Source organism: Streptomyces sp. DH-12, assembly GCF_002899455.1.
Lineage (GTDB): Bacteria > Actinomycetota > Actinomycetes > Streptomycetales > Streptomycetaceae > Streptomyces.
The window spans coordinates 5,436,950-5,458,498 of sequence record NZ_PPFB01000001.1 but is presented as its reverse complement, the minus strand read 5'-3'; the positions used below and the strand labels follow the sequence as shown (position 1 = coordinate 5,458,498).

Genomic DNA, 21,549 nt, shown 5'->3' with positions numbered 1-21,549 from the left:
CTCCCGCCTCAGATCGCGAGCTGCTGGTCGTTGCGGTTCAGCCAGCGGCGGTAGAAGGACGTGAAGACGATCAGGATGGCCAGCAGCAGCATGCCGTAGGCCGCGGACTCGGCGAACTCGCGCGGCTGCTGCCCGAAGCCGAGCTGGTAGGCCCAGGTCACGAGGATCTGCGCGTCCGGGGCGGTGTTGCCGAACAGCAGGAAGATGATCGCGAACTGGTTGAACGTCCAGATGACGCCGAGCAGCACCACGGTGGAGCTGACCGAGCGCAGGCCGGGCAGGGTGACGTGGCGGAACCGCTGCCAGGCGCTCGCGCCGTCCATCTCGGCGGCCTCGTAGAGGGTGCTGTCGATGGACTGCAGGCCGCCGAGCAGGGAGACCATCATGAACGGCACACCGCACCAGGTGTTGACCATGATGGCGGCGAACCGCTGCCAGAAGGAGTCCTCCAGCCAGGCCGGGGTGGGCAGGCCGAGGAAGTCGAGGCCGGAGTTGATGATGCCGGCGTCGGCGAGCATGAAGCGCCAGCCGAAGACGGTGACGAAGGTCGGCACGGCCCACGGCAGGATGAGGATCAGCCGGTAGAGGGTGCGGCCGCGCAGCTTCTGGTTGAGCAGCAGCGCGAGGCCCAGACCGATGCCGTAGTGGAGGGCGACGCAGGCGGCCGTCCACACGACCGTCCAGATGAAGTGCGACCAGAAGCGGTCGTAGGCGGTCTCGCCCCACAGGATCTCGGCGTAGTTGTCGAGGCCGATGAACTTGTAGGTGGCCTCGATCTCGTTGACGCCGATGGTGCGCGCCGAGTTGAGGCTGTCCGCGTCGGTGAGCGTGAGGTAGAAGCCGTAACCCAGGGGGTACAGGACGATGACGCCGAGCACGACGGCCACCGGCGCGATCATGGCGTAGGCGTACCAGTGCTTCTGGTAGGACTGCTTCAGGCGCTGGCCCGGCCCGGGGCGGGGCGCGCGGTCACCGCGGCGCTTGCCGGTCGCGCGGTCGATGGCGACTGTCATGGTTCGGCACCTTCTGGATGATCAAGGAGTACGGCTCACAGGCCGGCGGCCGCCGGGCCCTCCCCTCCTGGAAGCGGGTCCGGCGGCCACGCGGGCATTACTTGCTGAAGTCCGGCACCAGCTTGGTGATGGCGGCCTCCGCGTCGCTCAGGCCCTTGTCCAGGGACTCCTTGCCGCTGGCGATCTGCGGCAGTTCGTCGTCCAGCGGGCCCCACAGGGAGCTGTACTCGGGCAGCGCCGGACGCGGCTGGGCGGCCGAGAGGACCGTCTGGTAGCCGGCGATGCCCGGGTCGGTCTTGACCTTGGCGGTGTAGGCGTCGTCGCGCGTCGGCAGCGTGGAGTTCTTCAGCGCGATGGTCTCCTGCGCCCCGGCCGAGGTCATGAACTTCACGAACTTCAGCGCGGCCTCCTGCTTCTCCTTGCTGGAGCCGGCGTAGACGGAGAGGTTGTGACCGCCGGTGGGGGCGCCCGCCTTGCCGGTGGAGCCGGCCGGGACGGTGGCGATGCCGAGGTTGTTCCTGTCCTTGAAGGCGGAGCCCTTGTAGAAGTTGGTGATCTCCCACGGGCCCTGGATGATCGAGGCGACCTTGCCGTTGACGAACGCGTCCTGGATGTGGGCGTAGGCGTCGGCGGTCACGTCGGCCTTGTGCAGGCCCTTGCCCTCGAAGAGGCTCAGCCAGGTGCCGTAGGCCTTCTCGGCCGCGGCGGACTTGACGGTGATCTTCTTGGCCTCGACGTCGACCGTGTCGGTGCCCTCGCCGTACAGGAACGGCTGGGCGTAGTAGCCGGCCGTGGAGCCCCAGTAGCCGTCGACGCCGGTCTTCGTCTTGATGGTGGCGGCGGCCTTCTTCAGGTCGTCCCAGGTCTTGGGGACCTCGACGCCGGCCTTGGCGAAGAGCTCCTTGTTGTAGACGAACGCGAGGGTGTCCGTGGTGAACGGGACGCCGTAGGTCTTGCCCTCGTACTTGGCCTGCTCGAGCAGGTTGGGCTTGAACTCGTCCTGCTCGGCGAGGGCCTCGGTGCCGTCCAGGGGCAGGAAGAAGCCCTTCTTGGCGAAGGCGGGGGTCCAGCCGACCTCGGAGCGCAGCACGTCGGGGGCGCCCTTGGAACCGGCGGCGGTGTCGAACTTGTTCTGCGCCTGGTCGAACGGGACGTTGACGAAGTTGACCTTGATGTCCTTGTTGGCGGCCTCGAACTCCTTGACCAGGGCCTGGTAGGTCGGCGCCTCGTTGGTCGCGTTGGAGGTGTCCCACCAGGTGATGGTGACCGGGCCGCCGGCCTTGTCACCGCTGTCGCTGTCGCCGCCGCAGGCCGTCGCCGCGAGGGCGAGGGACGCCACCAGCGCGGTGGCCGCTATGCCACGCCGCATGAGGTTCTCCTTGAGGGTTAAGCCCGTGAGGCGGGAACGGCCCCGTCTGCCGTCCCGCGAGGTGCCGACTGCGCCGTTGCGGCGGCCGGGCGACGTGAACGTAACAGCGCCGGAACATTTCCGAAAGACCTTGCAGAAAAGTTTTGCAAGAGCCCGCGACAGTTATGGTGCCGTGACCCGTTCTCGACCGTCGCGCAACCCTGCTTTCCGCCCGTACGCCGGGGGTTCGGACGGTTGTGCAAGACTCTGCAAGCACTTGCCATCCGTTGCCGTCGGGGGAATCATCCGTTGCGGAGCGGACGCCGACCACGACTTGAGGGATCGCGATGAGCCAGCAGCCCACCACGGGCCGTCCCACGGCGCGCACCAGGCGTCCGATCGGTGCGCAGGGCGACAACCGGCAGATACAGTCCGGTCCTGTGACCACACGGCTTGCTGACATCGCTGCTCAGGCGGGGGTGAGCGAGGCGACCGTCAGCCGGGTCCTGAACGGGAAGCCGGGCGTCGCCGCCACCACCCGCCAGTCCGTGCTCGCCGCCCTGGACGTGCTGGGCTACGAGCGCCCGGTGCGGCTGCGGCAGCGCAGCGAGGGTCTCGTCGGGCTCATCACGCCCGAGCTGGAGAACCCGATCTTCCCGGCGCTGGCCCAGGTGATCGGGCAGGCGCTGACCCGGCAGGGCTACACCCCGGTGCTCGCCACCCAGACCCCCGGCGGGTCCACCGAGGACGAGCTGACCGAGATGCTCGTGGACCGCGGGGTCGCCGGCATCATCTACGTCTCCGGACTGCACGCCGACACCACCGCCGACATGCAGCGCTACGAGCGGCTGCGGGCGCAGGGCGTGCCGTTCGTGCTCGTGGACGGTTTCTCGCCGAAGGTGCAGGCGCCGTTCATCTCCCCCGACGACCGGGCCGCGATGGCGCTGGCCGTCACCCACCTCGCGTCCCTCGGCCACACCCGGATCGGGCTGGCGCTCGGGCCGAAGCGGTTCGTGCCGGTGCAGCGCAAGATAGAGGGCTTCGTCCGGGCCGTGCAGGAACAGTCGGGACTGAGCGCGGAGACGGTCGAGACGGAGCTGATCCAGCACTCGCTGTACACGCTGGAGGGCGGACAGGCCGCGGCCAGCGCGCTGATGGACCGGGACTGCACGGCCGTGGTGTGCGCGAGCGACATGATGGCGCTGGGCGCGATCCGGGCGGCCCGGCAGCGCGGGCTCGAGGTGCCGGGCGACATCTCGGTGGTCGGCTTCGACGACTCGCCGCTGATCGCGTTCACCGACCCGCCGCTGACCACGGTCCGCAAGCCGGTCCCGGCGATGGGGCAGGCGGCGGTGCGCACCCTGCTGGAGGAGATCGGCGGAACGCCCGCGCCGCACAGCGAGTTCGTGTTCATGCCCGAGCTGGTGGTGCGCGGTTCGACGGCGTCGGCGCCCGGGGACCGCCATCGTCCCTAGGGCGGAGGGCGGGCGCCGGCGCGCCCTGCCCGGGGAGGAGACGGAAGGCTCCCTCCCGGGGCAGGACGTGCGGGCCGGACCCGACCGGGGGATGATCTGACGAAGAGGTCTTATCTGGCAGACTCTGTGCCCATGGGTGACTCGACCGTGACCACGCTGGAAGGCCGTCGGGCGGCCGCAGCGAGCCCCGTCGAGGAGACGGCGGGGGCGGGCCGTCTGCGCCGCCTCCGCGCTCCCCGCCGGCCCCGGTTGTGGTTCGAGATCCTGCTCATCGCGGTGAGTTACGCCACGTACTCGCTCGTGCGCAACGCGGTGCCGGAGCAGCGGGCCGAGGCGCTGCGCAACGCCGACCTGATCTGGCGGCTGGAGAGCCAGCTCGGAGCGGCCTTCGAGCTGTCCGTCAACCACGCGGTGAACTCGGTGACGTGGCTCGTCGTCGGGATGAACTACTACTACGCCACCCTGCACTTCGCGGTGACGCTGGGTGTGCTGGTGTGGCTGTACCGCAGACACCCCGGCCGGTACGCGGCGACCCGGCTGGTCCTGTTCGTCACCACGGGCTTCGCCCTGGTCGGCTTCTACCTCTTCCCGCTCGCCCCGCCGCGGCTGATGAACGGCCCGGACTTCATCGACACGGTCCTGGTCCACCAGACCTGGGGCTCGATGGCCTCCGGCGACCTGAAGAACGTCTCCAACCAGTACGCGGCGATGCCGTCCATGCACATCGGCTGGTCGCTGTGGTGCGGCATCGCCCTCTTCGCGCTGGCCACCGTGCCGTGGGTGCGGGTGCTGGGGCTCGTCTACCCGGTGGCCACGCTGGTGGTCATCGTCGCCACCGCCAACCACTTCTGGCTGGACGCGGTCGGCGGCGTCCTGTGCCTCGCCGTCGGCTACGGCGTCACCCACGCCTGGTACGGCCGCCGCCCCTCCGCCCTCCCCCGGCTGCTGCCGGGCGACGGGACGGGACGGGAAACGCCGGCGGCCCCGGAGCGCGTGCCCTCGCAGAAACAGGGCTGACGCCCCGGAGCGCGCGGGACCCACCCGGCGAGGGGGCTCACAGCCCCCCGTAGAACAGCTCCTCCATCACGCCCCGGGCGCGGCGGGCCGTGCGGCGGTAGGCGTCGAGCATGTCGCCGGCGTGGCCGGGGCCGTAGCCCAGGTAGCGGCCGACGGCGGCCAGTTCGCGCGGCACGGTGGGGAAGGTGTCCCCCGCCCGGCCCCGTACCAGCATCACCGCGTTGCGGACGCGGGTGGCCAGCACCCACGCCTCGTCGAGGACGCAGGCGTCCTCCTCGGAGACCAGCCCGGCCTCGCGCGCGGCGGCCAGCGCCTCCCGGGTGCGGGTCGTCCGCAGCCCCGGCACCTGAGCGGCGTGCCTCAACTGCAGCAGCTGCACGGTCCACTCCACGTCGGACAGCCCGCCCGGGCCCAGCTTGGCGTGCAGCTTGGGGTCGGCGCCGCGCGGCAGCCGCTCGGACTCCATACGGGCCTTCAGCCGCCTGATCTCCCGGACCGCGTCCTCGTCCAGCCCTCCGGCCGGGTACCGCAGCGGGTCGGCCAGCTCCACGAAGCGGCGGCCCAGGTCCTCGTCCCCGGCGACGGGCTCCGCCCGCAGCAGCGCGTGCCGCTCCCACACCAGCGCCCAGCGCCGGTAGTACGCCGCGTAGGAGGCGAGAGTGCGCACCATCGGGCCGGACCTGCCCTCCGGGCGCAGGTCGGCGTCGATCAGCAGCGGCGGGTCGGCGCTGGGCGCCTGGAGCAGCCTGCGCATCTCCGCGACCACCTTGTTCGCGGCCTCGGACGCCTCCCGCTCGTCCACGCCGTCGCGCGGTTCGTGCACGAAGAGGACGTCCGCGTCGGAGCCGTAGCCCAGCTCGTGCCCGCCGAAGCGGCCCATGCCGATGACCGCGAACCGGGTGGGGAGGGCGTCCCCCCAGCCCTCGCGGACCACCGCGCGGAGCGTGCCGGCGAGGGCGGCGGCGGTCAGGTCGGACACCGCGCCCCCCACCAGGTCCACCAGGGCGCCCTGGTCGGCCTCGGCGGGCTGGGACTCGGTGCCGTAGGAGCCGACGATGTCGGCGGCGGCCGTGCGGAACAGCTCGCGGCGGCGCACCCCGCGGGCGGCGGTGACGCCCTGGACGGCGTCGTCGGCGCGGCGCACCGCGGCGAGGATCTCCTGCTCCAGGGAGGCGCGGGAGCGGGGGGTGAGGCCGCTGCCGTCCCCGCCGCCGAGCAGCGCGACCGCTTCGGGGGCGCGCATCAGCAGGTCGGGGGCGAGCCGCCCGGCGGACAGCACCCGGGCGAGGTTCTCCGCGGCGGCGCCCTCGTCGCGCAGCAGCCGCAGGTACCAGGGGGTCTTGCCGAGGGCGTCGGAGACCTTGCGGAAGTTCAGCAGCCCGGCGTCGGGGTCGGCGGAGTCCGCGAACCAGCCGAGCAGCACCGGCAGCAGGGTGCGCTGGATGGCGGCCTTGCGGGTGACGCCGGAGGCGAGGGCCTCCAGGTGGCGCAGCGCGGCGGCGGGGTCGGCGTAGCCGAGGGCGACCATGCGTGCGCGGGCGGCCTCCGCGCTGAGCCGGGCCTCGCCGGGGGCGAGCGCGGCGACGGCGTCGAGCAGCGGCCGGTAGAACAGCTTCTCGTGCAGCCGCCGCACCACGGTGGTGTGCCGCCGCCACTCGCGGGTCAGGGAGGCCACCGGGTCGGTGCGCAGGCCCAGGGAGCGGCCGAGGCGCCGCAGGTCGGCCTCGTCCTCGGGCACGAGGTGGGTGCGGCGCAGCCGGTGGAGCTGGATGCGGTGCTCCAGGGAGCGCAGGAAGCGGTACGCCTCGTCGAGCTGGGCGGCGTCCGCGCGGCCGACGTAGCCGCCGGCGGCGAGGGCCTTGAGCGCGTCGAGGGTGGTGCCGCTGCGCAGGGAGGCGTCGGCGCGGCCGTGCACGAGCTGGAGGAGCTGCACGGCGAACTCGACGTCCCTCAGGCCGCCGGGGCCGAGCTTGAGCTGGCGGTCGACCTCGGCGACGGGGATGTTCGCCACGACCCGGCGGCGCATCTCCTGCACGTCGGCGACGAAGTTCTCCCGCTCGGCCGCCTGCCAGACCAGCGGCCGGAGCGCGGCCGTGTACTCCTCGCCGAGCGCGAGGTCGCCGGCGACGGGGCGGGCCTTGAGCAGCGCCTGGAACTCCCAGGTCTTGGCCCAGCGCTGGTAGTAGGCGAGGTGGGAGGCGAGGGTGCGCACCAGCGGCCCGTTGCGGCCCTCCGGCCGCAGGTTGGCGTCCACGGGCCAGATGGAGCCCTCGACGGTGGTCTCCGAGCAGATCCGCATCATGTGCGAGGCCAGCCGGGTCGCGGCGCGCAGCGCCTTGTCCTCGTCGGCGTCGCCGGCCGCCTCGGCGACGAAGATGACGTCGACGTCGGAGACGTAGTTCAGCTCGTGGCCGCCGCACTTGCCCATCGCGATCACCGCGAGCCGGCACAGCGCGTCGTCCTCGGGCGCGTCGGCCGCGGCGAGGGCGAGGGCCGCGCGCAGGGTGGCGGTGGCGAGGTCGGCGAGTTCGGCGGCGGCCTCGGAGACGTCGACGGTGCCGCAGACGTCGCGGGCGGCGATGGACAGCAGGCAGCGCCGGTAGGCGACGCGCAGGGCGACCGGGTCGGTGACGCCGGCGAGGCCGCGTTCGAACTCCTCCACGCCGGGGTGCAGGTCGCGCGGCTCGTAGGTGACGAGGGCCTGCCAGTCCCGGGGGTGCCGGGCGAGGTGCTCGGCGAGCGCCTCGGAGGCGCCGAGCACCCCGAGCAGCCGGTCGCGCAGCGGCTTGGCCGCTGTCACGGTGTCCAGCAGCTCCCGGCGGGCAGTGGCCGTCTCCTGCGCCTCCAGCAGCCGCACCAGCCCGTGCAGCGCGAGGTCGGGGTCGGCGGTCCGCCCGAGGGCGTCGAGCAGCACGGGGTCGTCGCGTACGGCCGTCAGCCCGGGGCTGTCGAGGAGGCGTTCGGCGGCCGACGGATCGGTGAAGCCGTGCCGCAGCAGCCGCGTGAAGATACTGCTCCTGCGTCCCGGCGCCGACGTCATCCCCGGCCTCCCTCGTGCCTCGGTTCAGGGTCGTACGGCCCTGAGCCTAGCCGGAGGACGCGATCACGGCCCCGGGGCGGCCCGCGGTGACGTCCGGGGCCGGGCGGGGTCCGACGGGAGGACCGCGGAGAACCGCGGTGCGCCCTGCCGGCCGCACGGCGCCCCGCTCCCGGCCGTCCGGGGGCCGCGCTTCCGCACCGGGCCGGGCCGGGCCGCGCCGCGGTGTTCTCGGTGGCGCCGCACACCGTTTTCGGTTTCGGTGGGAAGAGCCGTCGCGCCGGACCCGGTGGCGGTCCGCCCGACGCGGTACCCGACGAAGGAGCCGGAGGCTCTCATGGACATGACCCTCGAAGTGATTCCGCTCCCGGTGAGCGACATCGACCGGGCCCGGGACTTCTACCGGGACAAGGTCGGCTTCCACGTGGACATCGACCAGGAGGTCATGCCGGGCATGCGCGTCGTCCAGCTGACCCCGCCCGGCTCCGGGTGCTCGATCGCCCTCGGCGACACCCTCTGGGAGACCTCCCCCGGCCCCACCCCGGCGCCCGGCGCCTACCAGGGCCTCCAGCTCTGCGTCGCCGACATCGAGAAGGCCCACGCCGAACTGACCGCCCGCGGCCTGGAGATCTCCGGACCGGTCCGCTACGCCGACTCCGACGGCGCCACCTTCATGCACTTCGAGGACCCCGACGGCAACGGCTGGGCGGTCCAGGAGTACCGCCGCCGCGCGACGGAGCCCCTGCACAAGCTGCTGTCGAAGCAGGCGGCGGGACAGGCGGAGGGGTAGGACCGCCGTCGCCGCGTCCGCACGGCGCGGGCGTGCCCCCGTCCGCCGCCTCACGGCGCGCGGCGGCCGCGCGGACAGTGAGACATAAAGCCCCTCAATATGTGTCAAAACATCTTAAATGGCCACCCGGACCACGACGGACGGCCACGTGTGCGGCCCGGAGCACGGCCTCCGGCCCACACCGGGCCCACGGGGACACGGGCCGCACGCACACAGTCGATGAGGGGAACACGCCGATGAGTGAGTCCGTACGAACCGGGTCCGCCGGCACCGGGGAGAAGGTGAAGGCAGAGACCTCCGCGACGGCCGGACAGGCCAGGCAGGCCGCCGGACAGGTCGCCGGGACCGCGGCGGAACAGGCCCGTACCGTCGTGGGAGAGGCACGGGAGCAGGCCGGCACGGTCGTCCAGGACCTGCGCACCCGCGCCGTCGAGGAGGCGGACGGGCAGACCAGGCGGGCCGCCGGCACGCTGCGGCAGTGGGCGACCGACCTCACCGAGCTGGCCGCGCACGCCGAGAGCGACTCCCCCGCCCGCAGCCTGGCGGTGAGGGCGGGGGACAAGGGCCAGCGGGCGGCCGACTACCTGGAGCGCCAGGGCGTCGAGGGCATCGTCGCCGACCTGCAGAGCTTCGCCCGGCGGCGGCCCGGCGCCTTCCTCGGGGGCGCGCTGCTGGCCGGACTGGCCGTGGGACGCCTGGCGAAGGTGACGCAGGCGGCATCGCAGGCGAACGGCGACGGCCGGGCCGAGGTCGCCGCGGCGCCGGGCCGGGGCGAGCTGACGCCGCCGGCCGGGACGACGCCTCCCGCGCCGTCCGCCCCGCCGAGCCTGGGCACGCCGTCCGCCGGCGCCCCGGGCCGCGCCTTCCCGGAGGCGTGAGATGGCCACGATGTCACCCCTGTCCCGGGCCCGCGCCGCCGAACCGGAGGTCCAGGAGGAGTCCACGGGCCAGTTGCTGTCCGAGATCACCTCCGACCTGCAGCTCCTCTTCCGCCAGGAGGTGGAGCTGGCCAAGGCCGAGATCAAGGAGGAGGGCGCCAAGGCCGGCAAGGCGGCCGGGATGCTCGGCGGCGCCGGTTTCGCCGGCTACATGGTCCTGCTGTTCGCGTCGCTGGCGGTCATGTTCGGACTGGCCGGCGTGATGGACGAGGGCTGGGCCGCGCTGATCGTCACCGCGCTGTGGGCCGTCGCCGCAGCCGTGCTGTACCAGAAGGGCCGCGCGAAGATGCGAACCGTCTCGCCGAAGCCCGAGCACACCGTCCAGACGCTGAAGGAGGACGCGGAATGGGCACGTCACCCGACCAAATGAGGGCCGAGATAGCGGCCACGCGGAACCAGCTGACCGCGGACGTGGACCGGCTCGCCGACCGGGCCAGCCCGCGCCGCATGGCCCAGCGCCGCAAGGCGAGGGTGCGCCGTACGGTGACGGGCATGCGGGACCGCGTCATGGGCACGGCCTCGAACGCGGCGTACGGCGCGGCCGGCACCGCCCGGTCGGCGGCCGGCTCGGTGCAGTCGGCGGCGGGCTCCGCGGCCGGCACCGTGCAGTCGGCCGCGGGAACGGCGGCCGGCGCCGTGCAGGAAGGGACCGAGCGCGCGGCCGGCGCGGCGCGCGAGGTCGCCGAACAGGCCGGACAAGCCGTCCAGCAGACGCCCGAGATGGCCCGGCGCCAGACGCAGGGCAACCCGATGGCCGCCGGGCTGGTCGCCTTCGGTCTCGGCCTGCTGGCCGCCTCGATGGTGCCCGCCTCCGAGAAGGAGCAGCAGAAGGCGTCCGAGCTGATGGAGCGCGGCGCCGAGGCGCTGGAACCGGTGAAGGAGGCGGCCGCGGAGTCGGCCCGGCACCTGAAGGAGGGTGCCACGGAGGCCGCCCAGAGCGCCGCCGCGGAGGTCAGGGACACCGCCCAGCAGGCGGCCCGCACCACCCAGGACGAGGCGCGCGACCAGGCGGGCCAGGTCACCGAGCAGGCCCGCGACTCCGGCCGCTCCGTCAAGGACGAGGCCCGGAACCGCTCCGGCCCGCCCGGCTGAGACCGGCCCGGCGTGTCACGGGTGCGGGCCCTCGGGCCGGCACCCGACGACGCCGGGCGTGCGGACGGCGCGGGGCGGCCGGGGTCAGAGGGCGAAAAGCAGGATCAGGACCAGGGTCGCCACGAGACTGATCGCCAACGAGCCGAGGCAGCCGACCCGGTTGCTGAAGAAGAAGAACATGCCTCCCGGGTACCCCGTCGCGCCGCTTCACGCAGCGCGACGGGGCGGGGCGTCCCGGGGCGGTTCAGCTCGCGTACGTCTCGAACTCCGCGATGCGCGGGGTGCCCGAGGCGCTGGTGATCTCGAGGGTGATCTTCCTCAGGGAGGCAGGGGAGAAGGCGACCGTCCCCGCTCCGCTGCCGGAGGCCAGGACCGCGCCCGTGTCGTGGTCGAGGAGGCGGTACGCGCCGATGGCGCCGGAGCCGGAGGCCAGGCGGATGTTCACCTTGGAGACCGTGGTGGCGGAGCCCCACTTCACCGAGACCGAGCCGGTCGCACCGGACGGCGACCAGTACGTGCTCGCGTTGCCGTCGACGACGTTGCCGTAGCTGGTCCCGGAGGCCTTGGAGGAACCGTCGGCGCCCGCTCCGAGGCTGAGGTTGGCGCCGGTGGGCGGGTCGGTCGGACCGGGGTCGGTCGGGTCCGGGTCCGGGCCCGGGTCCGTCGGACCGGGGTCGGTCGGATCGGGGTTCTGCGGGGTGCAGCTGCCGTCCGAGACCTTCAGGCCCTTGTTGGCGCCCGCCGTCTGCGCCACCACGTTCGGCACGCAGTTCGCCCCGTCGAGCGTGTAGCCGTACGGGATGCTCACCGACGTGTTCGACGTGGGGTTCGGGCCGGCCGGGTTGTGGTCGCCGCTGCGCGAGGACCAGGTGACGTTGTCGAAGACGTTGCCGCTCACCTGCCAGGAGCCGGCCTGGTCGGTGTAGAAGGTGCCGAGGACGTCCTTGGAGTCCTCGAAGTAGTTGTTGTCCACCTTGGCGCGGGCGCCGGCCCGGGAGTTGATGCCGGAGTCGTTCAGCCGCTTGTAGTGGTTGTTGTACATGTGCGCGATGCCGCCGCGCAGCAGGGGCGCGCGCGAGTCGATGTTCTCGTACAGGTTGTGGTGGAACGTCACGTACCCGTTGGAGCGGTCGCTCTCGCTGGAGCCGATGAGGCCGCCGCGCCCGGAGTTGCGCAGGATGCTGTACGACAGCGTCACGTACTGGGTGTTGTCCTTCATGTCGAACAGGCCGTCGTAGCCCTCGGACTCACCGCCGGACGCCTCCAGCGTGACGTGATCGACCCATACGTTCCTGACATCGCTTTCCATGCCGATGGCGTCGCCGCCGTTCGACGTGGGCGAGCCGGACTTCTTGACGTTCCGGACCGTCACGTTCTGGATGACGATGTTGCTGGCCTCGCGGATGTGGATGCCCAGCTGGTCGAAGACCGCGCCGTTGCCGACGCCCACGATGGTGACGTTGCTGATCTGCTTCAGCTCGATCCTGTCGGCGGCGGTGTTGCAGCTGGAGCCCGACACCTTGCTGGTGTTGCCGTGGTTGATGGTGCCCTCGACCTGGATGGTGATCGGGGTCGAGCTGCTGGCCCGGCTGCAGAGGGCCTGGTGGATCGCGGTGCCGGTGGTGGCGCGGACCGTCTGCCCGCCCGCCCCGCCGGTGGTCCCGCCGTTCTGGGTCGCGTAGCCGGTGACCCCTCCGGTGGCGGCGGATGCGGTGGACGTGGACAGTGCCACGCCGGTGGCGGCCGTCAGTGCCCCGGCGGCCAGCAACGCGGAGAGCCGCACGGCGACTGCTCGTCTCATGGTCGTCTCGCCTTTCGTCATTCACTGTCATGGACATGTCAGTGCTACCGGTGAGGGAGGGCGGGGTGGGCCTGCCCCATCGGTCGAGAAAGCGCTTTCTGTCTGTGTGTCGCGACAGTAGAGGCACGCCTGCGGGCTGGCAAGGCTCCGCGCACTAACGGAACGAGGACTTCCGGATCGCGGGGCGGAGGGTGCGGCCACTAGGACATGATCTGGCCTAGACGGCTCCTAGCGTGTTCCTCATCGCGCCGGACGGCACGGCACGGACGACCACAGGACCGATGAAGGCGAAGGCGGAGACCATGACCGTGAATCAGCCGACCACCGACCAGCCCTCCGAGGCCTCCGCCGTCACGGACGAGCGCGCCGACCTGCTGGAGGTGCTCGCCACGCACCGGGAGTTCCTGCGCACCACCACCCGCGGCCTGACCGACGAGCAGGCGGGCCTGCGGACGACGGTGAGCGAGCTGTGCCTGGGCGGCCTGATCAAGCACGTCGCCGCGGCCGAGCGGAACTGGGTGGACTTCATCCTGGAGGGCCCGTCGGCGATGGGCGACTTCACGGCGATGACCGAGGAGGACCTGGCGCGCCGGGCCGACGAGTTCCGGATGCTGCCCGGTGAGACGCTCGCCGGCGTCCTGGACGCGTACGCGGAGGTGGCCCGCCGCACCGAGGAGGTGGTCGCCGGCCTGCCCGACCTGAACGCCTCGTGGCCGCTGCCGAAGGCCCCGTGGTTCGAGGGCCGGCCCGGGTGGAGCGCGCGCCGGGCACTGCTGCACATCATCGCCGAGACCGCCCAGCACGCGGGCCACGCGGACATCGTCCGGGAGGCGCTGGACGGGGCGAAGACGATGGGGTGACGGGCCGGCCGGCGCCCGGGCGTCCGGGATCCGGGGATCTGTCCACGGCGCACCGGCCGGCCCCGGCACGCCCGGCGACGCGCACGCGCCTGTTCTCCGGGGCCCCGGCGGGCGGCCCCGGAGAACAGGCGCGACCTGCCCCTACAGCACCGGCAGCAGGTTCTTCAGCTCGAACGCGGTGACCTCCGAGCGGTACGCCTCCCACTCCTGCTTCTTGTTGCGCAGGAAGAAGTCGAAGACGTGCTCGCCGAGGGTCTCGGCGACCAGGTCGCTGCGCTCCATCAGGCTGAGCGCCTCGCCCAGGTTCTGCGGCAGCGGCTCGATGCCCAGGGCGCGGCGCTCCGCGTCGGAGAGGGCCCAGACGTCGTCCTCGGCGCCCGGCGGGAGCGCGTAGCCCTCCTCGATGCCCTTGAGGCCGGCCGCGAGGAGCAGGGCGTAGGCCAGGTACGGGTTGGCGCCGGAGTCGAGGGAGCGGACCTCCACGCGCGCCGAGCCGGTCTTGCCGGGCTTGTACATGGGCACGCGGACCAGGGCCGAGCGGTTGTTGTGGCCCCAGCAGATGTACGAGGGGGCCTCGCCGCCCGCGCCGGCCGGGCGCTCGGTGCCGCCCCAGATGCGCTTGTAGGAGTTGACCCACTGGTTGGTGACCGCGGAGATCTCCGCCGAGTGCCGCAGCAGGCCCGCGATGAAGGAGCGGCCCACCTTGGAGAGCTGGTACTCGGCGCCGGACTCGTAGAAGGCGTTGCGGTCGCCCTCGAAGAGGGAGAGGTGGGTGTGCATGCCGGAGCCGGGGTGCTCGGAGAACGGCTTCGGCATGAACGTCGCCTGTACGCCCTGCTCCAGCGCCACCTGCTTCATGACCAGGCGGAACGTCATGATGTTGTCCGCCGTGGACAGCGCGTCCGCGTAGCGCAGGTCGATCTCCTGCTGGCCGGGGGCGCCCTCGTGGTGGGAGAACTCCACCGAGATGCCCATCGACTCCAGCATGGTGATCGCCTGGCGGCGGAAGTCCATGCCGACGTTCTGCGGGGTGTGGTCGAAGTAGCCGGAGTTGTCCGCCGGGGTGGGGCGGCTGCCGTCCACCGGCTTGTCCTTCAGCAGGAAGAACTCGATCTCCGGGTGGGTGTAGAAGGTGAAGCCCAGGTCGGAGGTGCGGGCGAGGGCGCGCTTGAGGACGTAGCGCGGGTCCGCGAAGGACGGGGAGCCGTCCGGCATGAGGATGTCGCAGAACATGCGGGCCGTGCCGGGCGCCTCGGCGCGCCAGGGCAGGATCTGGAACGTCGACGGGTCCGGCTTGGCGATCATGTCGGACTCGTGCACCCGGGCGAAGCCCTCGATGGCGGAGCCGTCGAAGCCGATGCCCTCGTCGAAGGCCTGCTCGAGCTCGGCCGGGGCGACGGCCACGGACTTGAGGAAGCCCAGGACGTCGGTGAACCACAGGCGTACGAACCGGATGTCGCGCTCCTCCAACGTCCGGAGCACGAACTCCTGCTGCTTGTCCATCTTCCGCTTCCCCATTCCTGCCGGTCAGGCCGCCCGCTCCTCCCGGCCCCCGGGAGACGGTCCGGCACTCGTGCATCCCACCACACCAGCGTTTCATACGCGTTGCCGGACCCGGTCCGCCGACCGGCCGCGGCCTGAACCGCCGGCGCCCCGGAACACACCGCTCGTCCGCTCATCCTGCCCGGCCGGACCGGCCGCCACGACAGCGGGCGGGACGGCTCCCGCCCCTCGATCCGCCCGGCTCCCCGCTCCCCCGCTCCTCCGTGCTCCGTGAAACCACCCCCCCACCAAAATTGGAGTTCTGGATGCAAGTTTAATGAGGGCGCAGGCATCCGACCGACGAGGAGACCCGATGCTGTCCGAGCAGTCCGCCGCCACCGTCCGCGCCACCCTTCCCGCCGTGGGCGCGTCCCTCGGCGAGATCACCGAGCGTTTCTACGCCGGGATGTTCGCCGCCCGTCCCGAACTGCTGCGCGACCTGTTCAACCGCGGCAACCAGGCCGCCGGCACCCAGCGCCAGGCCCTCGCGGGCTCCGTCGCGGCCTTCGCCACGCACCTGCTGGACCACCCCGGCCGGCGGCCCGACGCGATGCTCTCGCGCATCGCCCACAAGCACGCCTCCCTCGGCGTCACCCCGGACCAGTACGCGATCGTCCACGAGCACCTGTTCGCCGCCGTCGCGGACGTGCTGGGCGACGCGGTCACCCCGGAGGTCGCCGCCGCCTGGGACGAGGTCTACTGGCTGATGGCGAACGCCCTGATCGCCGTCGAGAAGCGGCTGTACGAGGAGCGCGGCGGCGCCGTGTGGCGGCCCTGGGAGGTCGTCGAGCGGGTCGTGGAGACCGCCGACGTGGTGACCTTCCGGCTGCGCCCCGCCGACGGCGGCCCGGCGCGCGGCTTCCGCCCGGGCCAGTACGTCTCCGTGCGGGTCCCGCTCGCGGACGGCGCCCGCCAGACACGGCAGTACAGCCTCTCCGGCGCGCCCGGCCCGGACCTGCGGCAGTTCAGCGTCAAGCGGGTGCACGAGGGCCCGGCGCCCGACGGCGAGGTGTCCACCCACCTCCACGCGCGCGTCCGCGTCGGCGACGTCCTGGAGCTGTCCGAGGCCTACGGCGACCTGGTGCTGGACGCCGGTGACGACACCCCGCTGCTGCTGGCCTCCGCCGGGATCGGCGTGACCCCGGTCGTCGCGATGCTCGGGCACCTCGCCGCCTCCCCGCACCGCGCCCCGGTCACCGTCGTGCACGGCGACCGCTCCCCCGCCCACCACGCCCTGCGCGCGGACCACGAGGCCTGCGCGGCGAAGCTGCCGGACGCGACCGTGCGGTTCTGGTACGAGCAGGACGCCCCCGAGGGCGCCGGCGCCGGTTACGTGGACCTCGCGGACGTGCCGGTCGCGCCCGGTACGCGCGCGTACCTGTGCGGTCCGCTGCCGTTCATGCGGAGGGTGCGCGAGCAGCTGATCGCCAAGGGCGTGGCTCCGGCCGACGTCCACTACGAGGTGTTCGGCCCGGACCTGTGGCTCGCCGGCTGACGGCGCGGGCGTCAGCGGACGCGGGGCACGCCGAGCAGGAGGGGGCCCGTCGGGGCCGCGGTGAGGTCCGCGACCGTCAGCGGGTCCAGCGAGGCGTAGAACGCCTCCTGGGCCCGCCGCAGCGCGCCGCGCAGCCGGCAGCCGGAGCGCAGGGGGCAGGGGGCGGCGGAGCCGGCGCCGTCGCAGTCGACCACGTCGCCGTCGCCCTCGAAGGCTCGGACCAGACCGCCCACGGAGGCCCCGCGGCCCTTCTCGGTGAGGGACAGACCGCCGCCCCGGCCCCGCCGGGCGGTGAGCAGCCCCATGTGCTGGAGCTCGGCGACGACCTTCGCGGCATGGGTGTACGGCACGTCCAGGGCCGCCGCTACGTCCCGCGTGGTCGGGACGGTGCCGTCGCCGGCCACGGCGAGGCGCATGAGGACCCGCAGGGCGAGGTCGGTGGAGCGCAGCAGCCGCATACCGGGCAGCGTAGATAATCGGAATCCCTGGCTCAAAATTCACGGCCGGACCTTCACCGAGTCCGCCCGGTCCGTGTCCCGGATCCCCGGTGTGCGGTTCGCCCGTGTCCGGTCGTCGCCGTCGCCCTCTACGACTCGCCCGTCTTCCCCTTTACGATCGGCGGACCCGTTCACCCCTCCGGCCCCACCTCCTCCGACCCGAAGGACACGCCCATGGGCTCCGCCAAGAAGAGCAGCGCGGCACGCACGGCACGCATAGAGGGGATGCGGCGCGCCGAGCAGGCCCGCGAGCGCCGCAACCGGATCCTCACGGTCGCCGCCTCGGTGGTGGTCGTCGCGGGACTGGTCGTCGGCGGGGTGGTGCTGGTCCAGGCGCAGTCGGACGACGACGGCGGCGGCGGCGCGGCGGACGACGCGAAGACCGCGGGCAGGTTCGTCACCGGCGCGGACGGCGTACGGGCCTGGAAGGGCGCGCTGGGCCGCGACCACGTGACGACGTCCGTGGACTACCCGGTCACGCCTCCGGTGGGCGGTGACCACGACCCCGTGTGGATGAACTGCGACGGGGACGTCTACGACGACGAGATCGACCCCGCCCACGCCGTCCACTCGCTGGAGCACGGCGCGGTGTGGGTGACGTACAACGGTGACGCGCCGGAGGCCGACGTGGAGGCGCTGGCGGCGAAGGTGGAGAAGACGCCGTACACGCTGATGAGCCCGGTCGGCGGGCAGAAGGACCCGCTCGTGCTGACCGCGTGGGGGCACCAGCGCACGGTGACCGGCGCGGACGACCCGGCCGTGGACGCGTTCCTGGAGAAGTTCGTGCAGGGACAGCAGACGCCCGAGCCGGGGGCGGCCTGCACCAACGGGCTGTCGGAGTGAGGCGGTCCGCCCTGGCCGCCGGGGCGGTGGCGGCGGTGCTCGCCGTCGGCGCGGCGGCCGGGTGGACGGTGGCCACGGCGGCCGGTGACGAGGGCCGGGCGACTCCGGCGGCGGACTCCGCGGACGCCGGGTTCGCCCGGGACATGGCGGTGCACCACCAGCAGGCCGTGGAGATGTCGTACGTCGTGCGCGACCGCACCGACGACGAGGAGGTGCGGCGGCTCGCCTACGACATCGCCCAGACCCAGGCCAACCAGCGGGGGATGCTGCTGGGCTGGCTCGACCTGTGGGAGCTGCCCAAGGTGTCCGCCGATCCGCCCATGACCTGGATGGGGATGGGCGACGCGGCGGCCGGCGGGGACGGCGCGCTGATGCCGGGCATGGCGACGGACGCGGAGATGGCGCGGCTCGGCCGGCTGGACGGCCGCCGGGCCGAGGTGTTCTACCTCCGGCTGATGACGGCCCATCACCGGGGCGGTGTGCACATGGCCGAGGGCTGTGTGCGCGCCTGCGAGGTGGCGGCCGGGAAGCGGCTGGCGCGCGGGATGGTCGAGGGGCAGGAGTCGGAGATCCGGCTGATGGCGGGGATGCTGGAGGCGCGGGGAGCGGCCGCGCGGCCGTGACGGCCGAAGGCGGGCGTCGGGTCGCCGCGGATCCGCGGTCCGGGCGCCCCACATCGCGTCGCTCTGACGATTACACTGTCCGGCGTGCCTCAACTACGACTCGCCCTGAATCAGATCGACTCGAGCGTCGGCGATCTCGCCGGCAACGCGGAAACGATCGTCCGCCGGACCCGGCAGTCCGCCGAGCAGGGGGCGCACCTCGTGGCGTTCCCGGAGATGGCGCTGACCGGCTATCCCGTCGAGGACCTCGCCCTTCGGTCGTCCTTCGTGGAGGCCTCCCGGGCGTCCCTGCGCGCCCTCGCCGCGCGCCTCGCCGACGAGGGCCTCGGCGACCTGCCGGTGGTCGTCGGCTACCTGGACCGCAGCGCCACCGCCCAGCCGAAGTACGGGCAGCCCGCGGGCGCCCCGCGCAACGCGGCGGCCGTGCTGCACCGGGGTGGGGTGGCGCTGAGCTTCGCCAAGCACCACCTGCCGAACTACGGCGTCTTCGACGAGTTCCGGTACTTCGTGCCCGGCGACACCCTGCCGGTGGTGCGGGTGCACGGGGTGGACGTCGCCCTGGCCATCTGCGAGGACCTGTGGCAGGACGGCGGCCGGGTGCCGGCGGCGCGCTCGGCGCGGGCCGGGCTGCTGCTGTCGGTCAACGCCTCGCCGTACGAGCGGGACAAGGACGACACACGGCTGGAGCTGGTGCGCAAGCGGGCGCAGGAGGCCGGCTGCACCACCGCCTACCTGGCGATGACGGGCGGTCAGGACGACCTGGTCTTCGACGGGGACTCGATCGTCGTCGGCGCGGACGGCGAGGTCGTGGCGCGTGCGCCGCAGTTCTCCGAGACGTGCCTGGTGGTCGACCTGGACCTGCCGGCCGCGGCGGCCGACGCGCCGGAGGGCGTGGTGGACGACGGGCTGCGCATCGAGCGGGTCGTGCTGTCCGAGGACCCGGTCCCGGCGTACGAACCCGAGCACACCGGCGGCTGCGCGGAGCGGCTCGACGACGACGCGGAGGTGTACGCCGCGCTGGTCGTGGGCCTGCGGGCGTACGTACGGAAGAACGGCTTCCGGTCGGTGCTGATCGGGCTGTCCGGCGGCATCGACTCGGCGCTGGTCGCCGCGATCGCCTGCGACGCGGTGGGCCCGGAGAACGTGTACGGCGTCTCCATGCCGTCGAAGTACTCCTCCGACCACTCGAGGAGCGACGCGGCGGAGCTGGCGCGGCGCACCGGGCTGAACTACCGCACGGTCGCGATCGAGCCGATGTTCGACGCGTACATGGGATCGCTGGAGCTGACCGGCCTGGCGGAGGAGAACCTCCAGTCGCGGCTGCGCGGCACGATGCTGATGGCCCTCTCCAACCAGGAGGGCCACATCGTCCTGGCCCCGGGCAACAAGTCCGAGCTGGCGGTGGGCTACTCGACGCTGTACGGCGACTCGGTCGGCGCGTACGGGCCGATCAAGGACGTCTACAAGACCCTGGTGTTCCGGCTGGCGCGGTGGCGCAACCGCGCGGCCGAGGAGCGGGGCGAGACGCCGCCGATCCCGGAGAACTCGATCTCCAAGCCGCCGAGCGCCGAGCTGCGGCCGGGCCAGGTGGACACCGACTCGCTGCCGGACTACCCGGTGCTGGACGGGATCCTGGCGCTGTACGTGGACCAGGACAAGGGCGCGGACGAGATCGTCGAGGCCGGCTACGACCGCGAGCTGGTCGAGCGGACGCTGCGGATGGTGGACCGGGCGGAGTACAAGCGGCGCCAGTACCCGCCGGGCACCAAGATCTCCCCGAAGGGCTTCGGCAAGGACCGCCGCCTGCCCCTCACCAACGGCTGGCGCGAGGGGCTGCCGCCGAAGGTGTGAGGTCCGGTGCGACGACGGCGGGCGGGGTGCGGCGTGCCGCGCCCCGCCCGCCGTCGTGCGTCCGGGTCCGGGTCCTGATCCGGCTCCGGACCCGCGGGTCAGTCCGACGAGCCGATGACCCGCACCCGTGCCGCTATCGGCAGGTGGTCGCTCGCCGTCGGCGGCAGCGTCCAGGAGCTCTCCGGCTCGGCGCCCCGGACCAGGATCTGGTCGATCCGCGCCATCGGGAACGACGCCGGCCAGCTGAACCCGAAGCCGCTGCCCGCCGCGCCCTGCGTGGAGCGCATCTGCGAGGTGACCGCCTTCAGGGAGCGGTCGTTCATCGTGCCGTTCAGGTCACCGAGCAGGACCACGCTCTCCAGCGGCTCGTCCGCGATGGCCTCCCCCAGCGCGTCGGCGCTCTTGTCGCGCTGCCGGGCCGTGAAACCGGCCTCCAGCTTCACCCGCACCGACGGCAGATGGGCGACGTACACCGCGACCCGGCCGGCCGGCGCGTCCACCGTGGCGCGCATCGCCCGCTTCCAGCCCAGCCGGATGTCCACCGGCCTCACGTCGCTGAGCGGGTACTTGCTCCACAGGCCGACGGTGCCGACCACCGCGTGGTACTCGTACGTCTCCGAGAGCGCCGCCCGGTAGGCGGGCACCTCGGAGGCCTTCAGCTCTTCCAGCGCCAGCACGTCCGCGCCCGCGGCGGCCACGTCACGGGCGGTGCCGGACGGGTCCGGGTTCTCGGCGTTGACGTTGTGCGTGGCCACCGTCAGGTCGCCGCCGGGGGCGTTCTTGTCGGTGAGCAGGCCGCCGAAGAGGTTCAGCCACACGGCCACGGGCAGCACCGTGGCGATCAGCGCCGTCGCCGAGCGGCGGACGAGGGCCAGGAGGAGCAGCACCGGCACGAACAGGCCCAGCCAGGGCAGGAACGTCTCGACGAGGCTGCCCAGGTTGCCGATGGCGTTCGGGATGTGCGCGTGGGCCAGCATGACCAGCGCCAGCAGGAGCGCGCAGACGGCCACCACCCAGCCCCGGCGCCAGATGCCGCGGTCGCTCCGCAGGGCGCCCAGACGATCCGTCAGGCGCCGCAGCCGGGAAGCCGGGATCCGGGGGCCCTCGCGCCCGTCGTCCGTCTCCGTCATGTACGCCTGCTGCGCCATACCGCCGCCTCACAACCTGCCGTGCACACCGTCGCCCCCCGTGTGCGTAAGACACTAGGGGATGATCGGTTCCTTTCTCGCCGCCGCCCGGGCGACCGTACGGGAGCGAGGACGTGCGGGGCCGCGCGGGCAGTTCCGGAACCGGGTGACCGGGGCGGCGTCTGTGACGAAACGCGCAC

The 21,549-nt window shown here is 72.9% G+C and carries 18 protein-coding genes; 11 read left to right on the top strand and 7 right to left on the bottom strand.

What is annotated here, in order from left to right; all coding sequences use genetic code 11:
- Window positions 1–8: 8 nt before the first annotated feature.
- Both C1708_RS23485 and C1708_RS23480 read right to left on the bottom strand, forming a co-directional pair.
- A complete protein-coding gene (locus C1708_RS23485; RefSeq protein ID WP_106414522.1) occupies window positions 9–1,013 on the bottom strand; it encodes a carbohydrate ABC transporter permease in 1,005 nt (334 codons plus the stop codon).
- Between the two features lie 97 nt (window positions 1,014–1,110).
- A complete protein-coding gene (locus C1708_RS23480; RefSeq protein WP_106414521.1) occupies window positions 1,111–2,382 on the bottom strand; it encodes an extracellular solute-binding protein in 1,272 nt (423 codons plus the stop codon).
- A gap of 419 nt (window positions 2,383–2,801) precedes the next feature.
- Between C1708_RS23480 and C1708_RS23475 the strand changes: the two genes are divergently transcribed.
- Together C1708_RS23475 and C1708_RS23470 are read left to right on the top strand one after the other, a co-directional pair.
- Window positions 2,802–3,836, top strand: a complete 1,035-nt coding sequence (locus C1708_RS23475; RefSeq protein ID WP_106416455.1) for a LacI family DNA-binding transcriptional regulator — start codon at window positions 2,802–2,804, stop codon at window positions 3,834–3,836.
- A 132-nt stretch (window positions 3,837–3,968) separates the two neighbouring features.
- Window positions 3,969–4,853 carry a phosphatase PAP2 family protein gene (locus tag C1708_RS23470; protein WP_106414520.1) on the top strand — a complete coding sequence of 295 codons (885 nt, stop codon included), beginning with the start codon at window positions 3,969–3,971 and terminating at the stop codon, window positions 4,851–4,853.
- A gap of 37 nt (window positions 4,854–4,890) precedes the next feature.
- On the opposite strand, the gene C1708_RS23465 is transcribed toward C1708_RS23470, so the two are convergent.
- Window positions 4,891–7,893, bottom strand: a complete 3,003-nt coding sequence (locus tag C1708_RS23465; protein ID WP_106414519.1) for a bifunctional [glutamine synthetase] adenylyltransferase/[glutamine synthetase]-adenylyl-L-tyrosine phosphorylase — start codon at window positions 7,891–7,893, stop codon at window positions 4,891–4,893.
- Between the two features lie 334 nt (window positions 7,894–8,227).
- Here C1708_RS23465 and C1708_RS23455 point away from each other — a divergent pair, with 334 nt between their 5' ends.
- From C1708_RS23455 to C1708_RS23440, 4 genes are all read left to right on the top strand, one after another.
- A complete protein-coding gene (locus C1708_RS23455; protein ID WP_106414518.1) occupies window positions 8,228–8,680 on the top strand; it encodes a VOC family protein in 453 nt (150 codons plus the stop codon).
- A 236-nt stretch (window positions 8,681–8,916) separates the two neighbouring features.
- A complete protein-coding gene (locus C1708_RS23450; protein WP_106414517.1) occupies window positions 8,917–9,558 on the top strand; it encodes a hypothetical protein in 642 nt (213 codons plus the stop codon).
- Window position 9,559: 1 nt separating this feature from the next.
- Complete coding sequence (locus tag C1708_RS23445; protein WP_106414516.1) at window positions 9,560–9,988, top strand: phage holin family protein; 429 nt, start codon at window positions 9,560–9,562, stop codon at window positions 9,986–9,988.
- Window positions 9,964–10,710, top strand: a complete 747-nt coding sequence (locus tag C1708_RS23440; RefSeq protein ID WP_106414515.1) for a DUF3618 domain-containing protein — start codon at window positions 9,964–9,966, stop codon at window positions 10,708–10,710. The genes C1708_RS23445 and C1708_RS23440 overlap by 25 nt, the downstream gene beginning before the upstream one ends.
- 244 nt (window positions 10,711–10,954) lie before the next feature.
- On the opposite strand, the gene C1708_RS23435 is transcribed toward C1708_RS23440, so the two are convergent.
- Complete coding sequence (locus tag C1708_RS23435; protein ID WP_106416454.1) at window positions 10,955–12,511, bottom strand: pectate lyase family protein; 1,557 nt, start codon at window positions 12,509–12,511, stop codon at window positions 10,955–10,957.
- 302 nt (window positions 12,512–12,813) lie between these two features.
- Between C1708_RS23435 and C1708_RS23430 the strand changes: the two genes are divergently transcribed.
- On the top strand, window positions 12,814–13,371 hold the full coding sequence (locus C1708_RS23430) for a DinB family protein (RefSeq protein ID WP_106416453.1): 558 nt from the start codon (window positions 12,814–12,816) through the stop codon (window positions 13,369–13,371).
- Between the two features lie 141 nt (window positions 13,372–13,512).
- Here the strand turns inward: C1708_RS23430 and glnA2 are convergent, their stop codons facing one another.
- Entirely contained in the window at window positions 13,513–14,874 is a 1,362-nt protein-coding gene (gene glnA2 / locus C1708_RS23425; protein ID WP_106416452.1) for a gamma-glutamylpolyamine synthetase GlnA2, read from the bottom strand.
- Window positions 14,875–15,226: 352 nt separating this feature from the next.
- Here glnA2 and C1708_RS23420 point away from each other — a divergent pair, with 352 nt between their 5' ends.
- Window positions 15,227–16,408: a globin domain-containing protein gene (locus tag C1708_RS23420; RefSeq protein ID WP_106414514.1), complete on the top strand. Its 1,182-nt coding sequence runs from the start codon at window positions 15,227–15,229 to the stop codon at window positions 16,406–16,408.
- Window positions 16,409–16,419: 11 nt separating this feature from the next.
- On the opposite strand, the gene C1708_RS23415 is transcribed toward C1708_RS23420, so the two are convergent.
- A complete protein-coding gene (locus tag C1708_RS23415) occupies window positions 16,420–16,866 on the bottom strand; it encodes an RrF2 family transcriptional regulator (RefSeq protein ID WP_106414513.1) in 447 nt (148 codons plus the stop codon).
- A gap of 213 nt (window positions 16,867–17,079) precedes the next feature.
- Here C1708_RS23415 and C1708_RS23410 point away from each other — a divergent pair, with 213 nt between their 5' ends.
- The 3 genes from C1708_RS23410 to C1708_RS23400 all read left to right on the top strand — a co-directional run bounded on the left by C1708_RS23410 (window position 17,080) and on the right by C1708_RS23400 (window position 20,222).
- Window positions 17,080–17,748 (top strand): thioredoxin-like domain-containing protein, encoded by a 669-nt coding sequence (locus C1708_RS23410; protein ID WP_106414512.1) that lies wholly within the window; start codon window positions 17,080–17,082, stop codon window positions 17,746–17,748.
- Complete coding sequence (locus tag C1708_RS23405; RefSeq protein WP_106414511.1) at window positions 17,745–18,371, top strand: DUF305 domain-containing protein; 627 nt, start codon at window positions 17,745–17,747, stop codon at window positions 18,369–18,371. The genes C1708_RS23410 and C1708_RS23405 overlap by 4 nt, the downstream gene beginning before the upstream one ends.
- An 84-nt stretch (window positions 18,372–18,455) precedes the next feature.
- Entirely contained in the window at window positions 18,456–20,222 is a 1,767-nt protein-coding gene (locus C1708_RS23400; protein WP_106414510.1) for an NAD+ synthase, read from the top strand.
- 98 nt (window positions 20,223–20,320) lie between these two features.
- Here the strand turns inward: C1708_RS23400 and C1708_RS23395 are convergent, their stop codons facing one another.
- Complete coding sequence (locus C1708_RS23395) at window positions 20,321–21,370, bottom strand: endonuclease/exonuclease/phosphatase family protein (protein ID WP_106414509.1); 1,050 nt, start codon at window positions 21,368–21,370, stop codon at window positions 20,321–20,323.
- Window positions 21,371–21,549 lie beyond the last annotated feature (179 nt).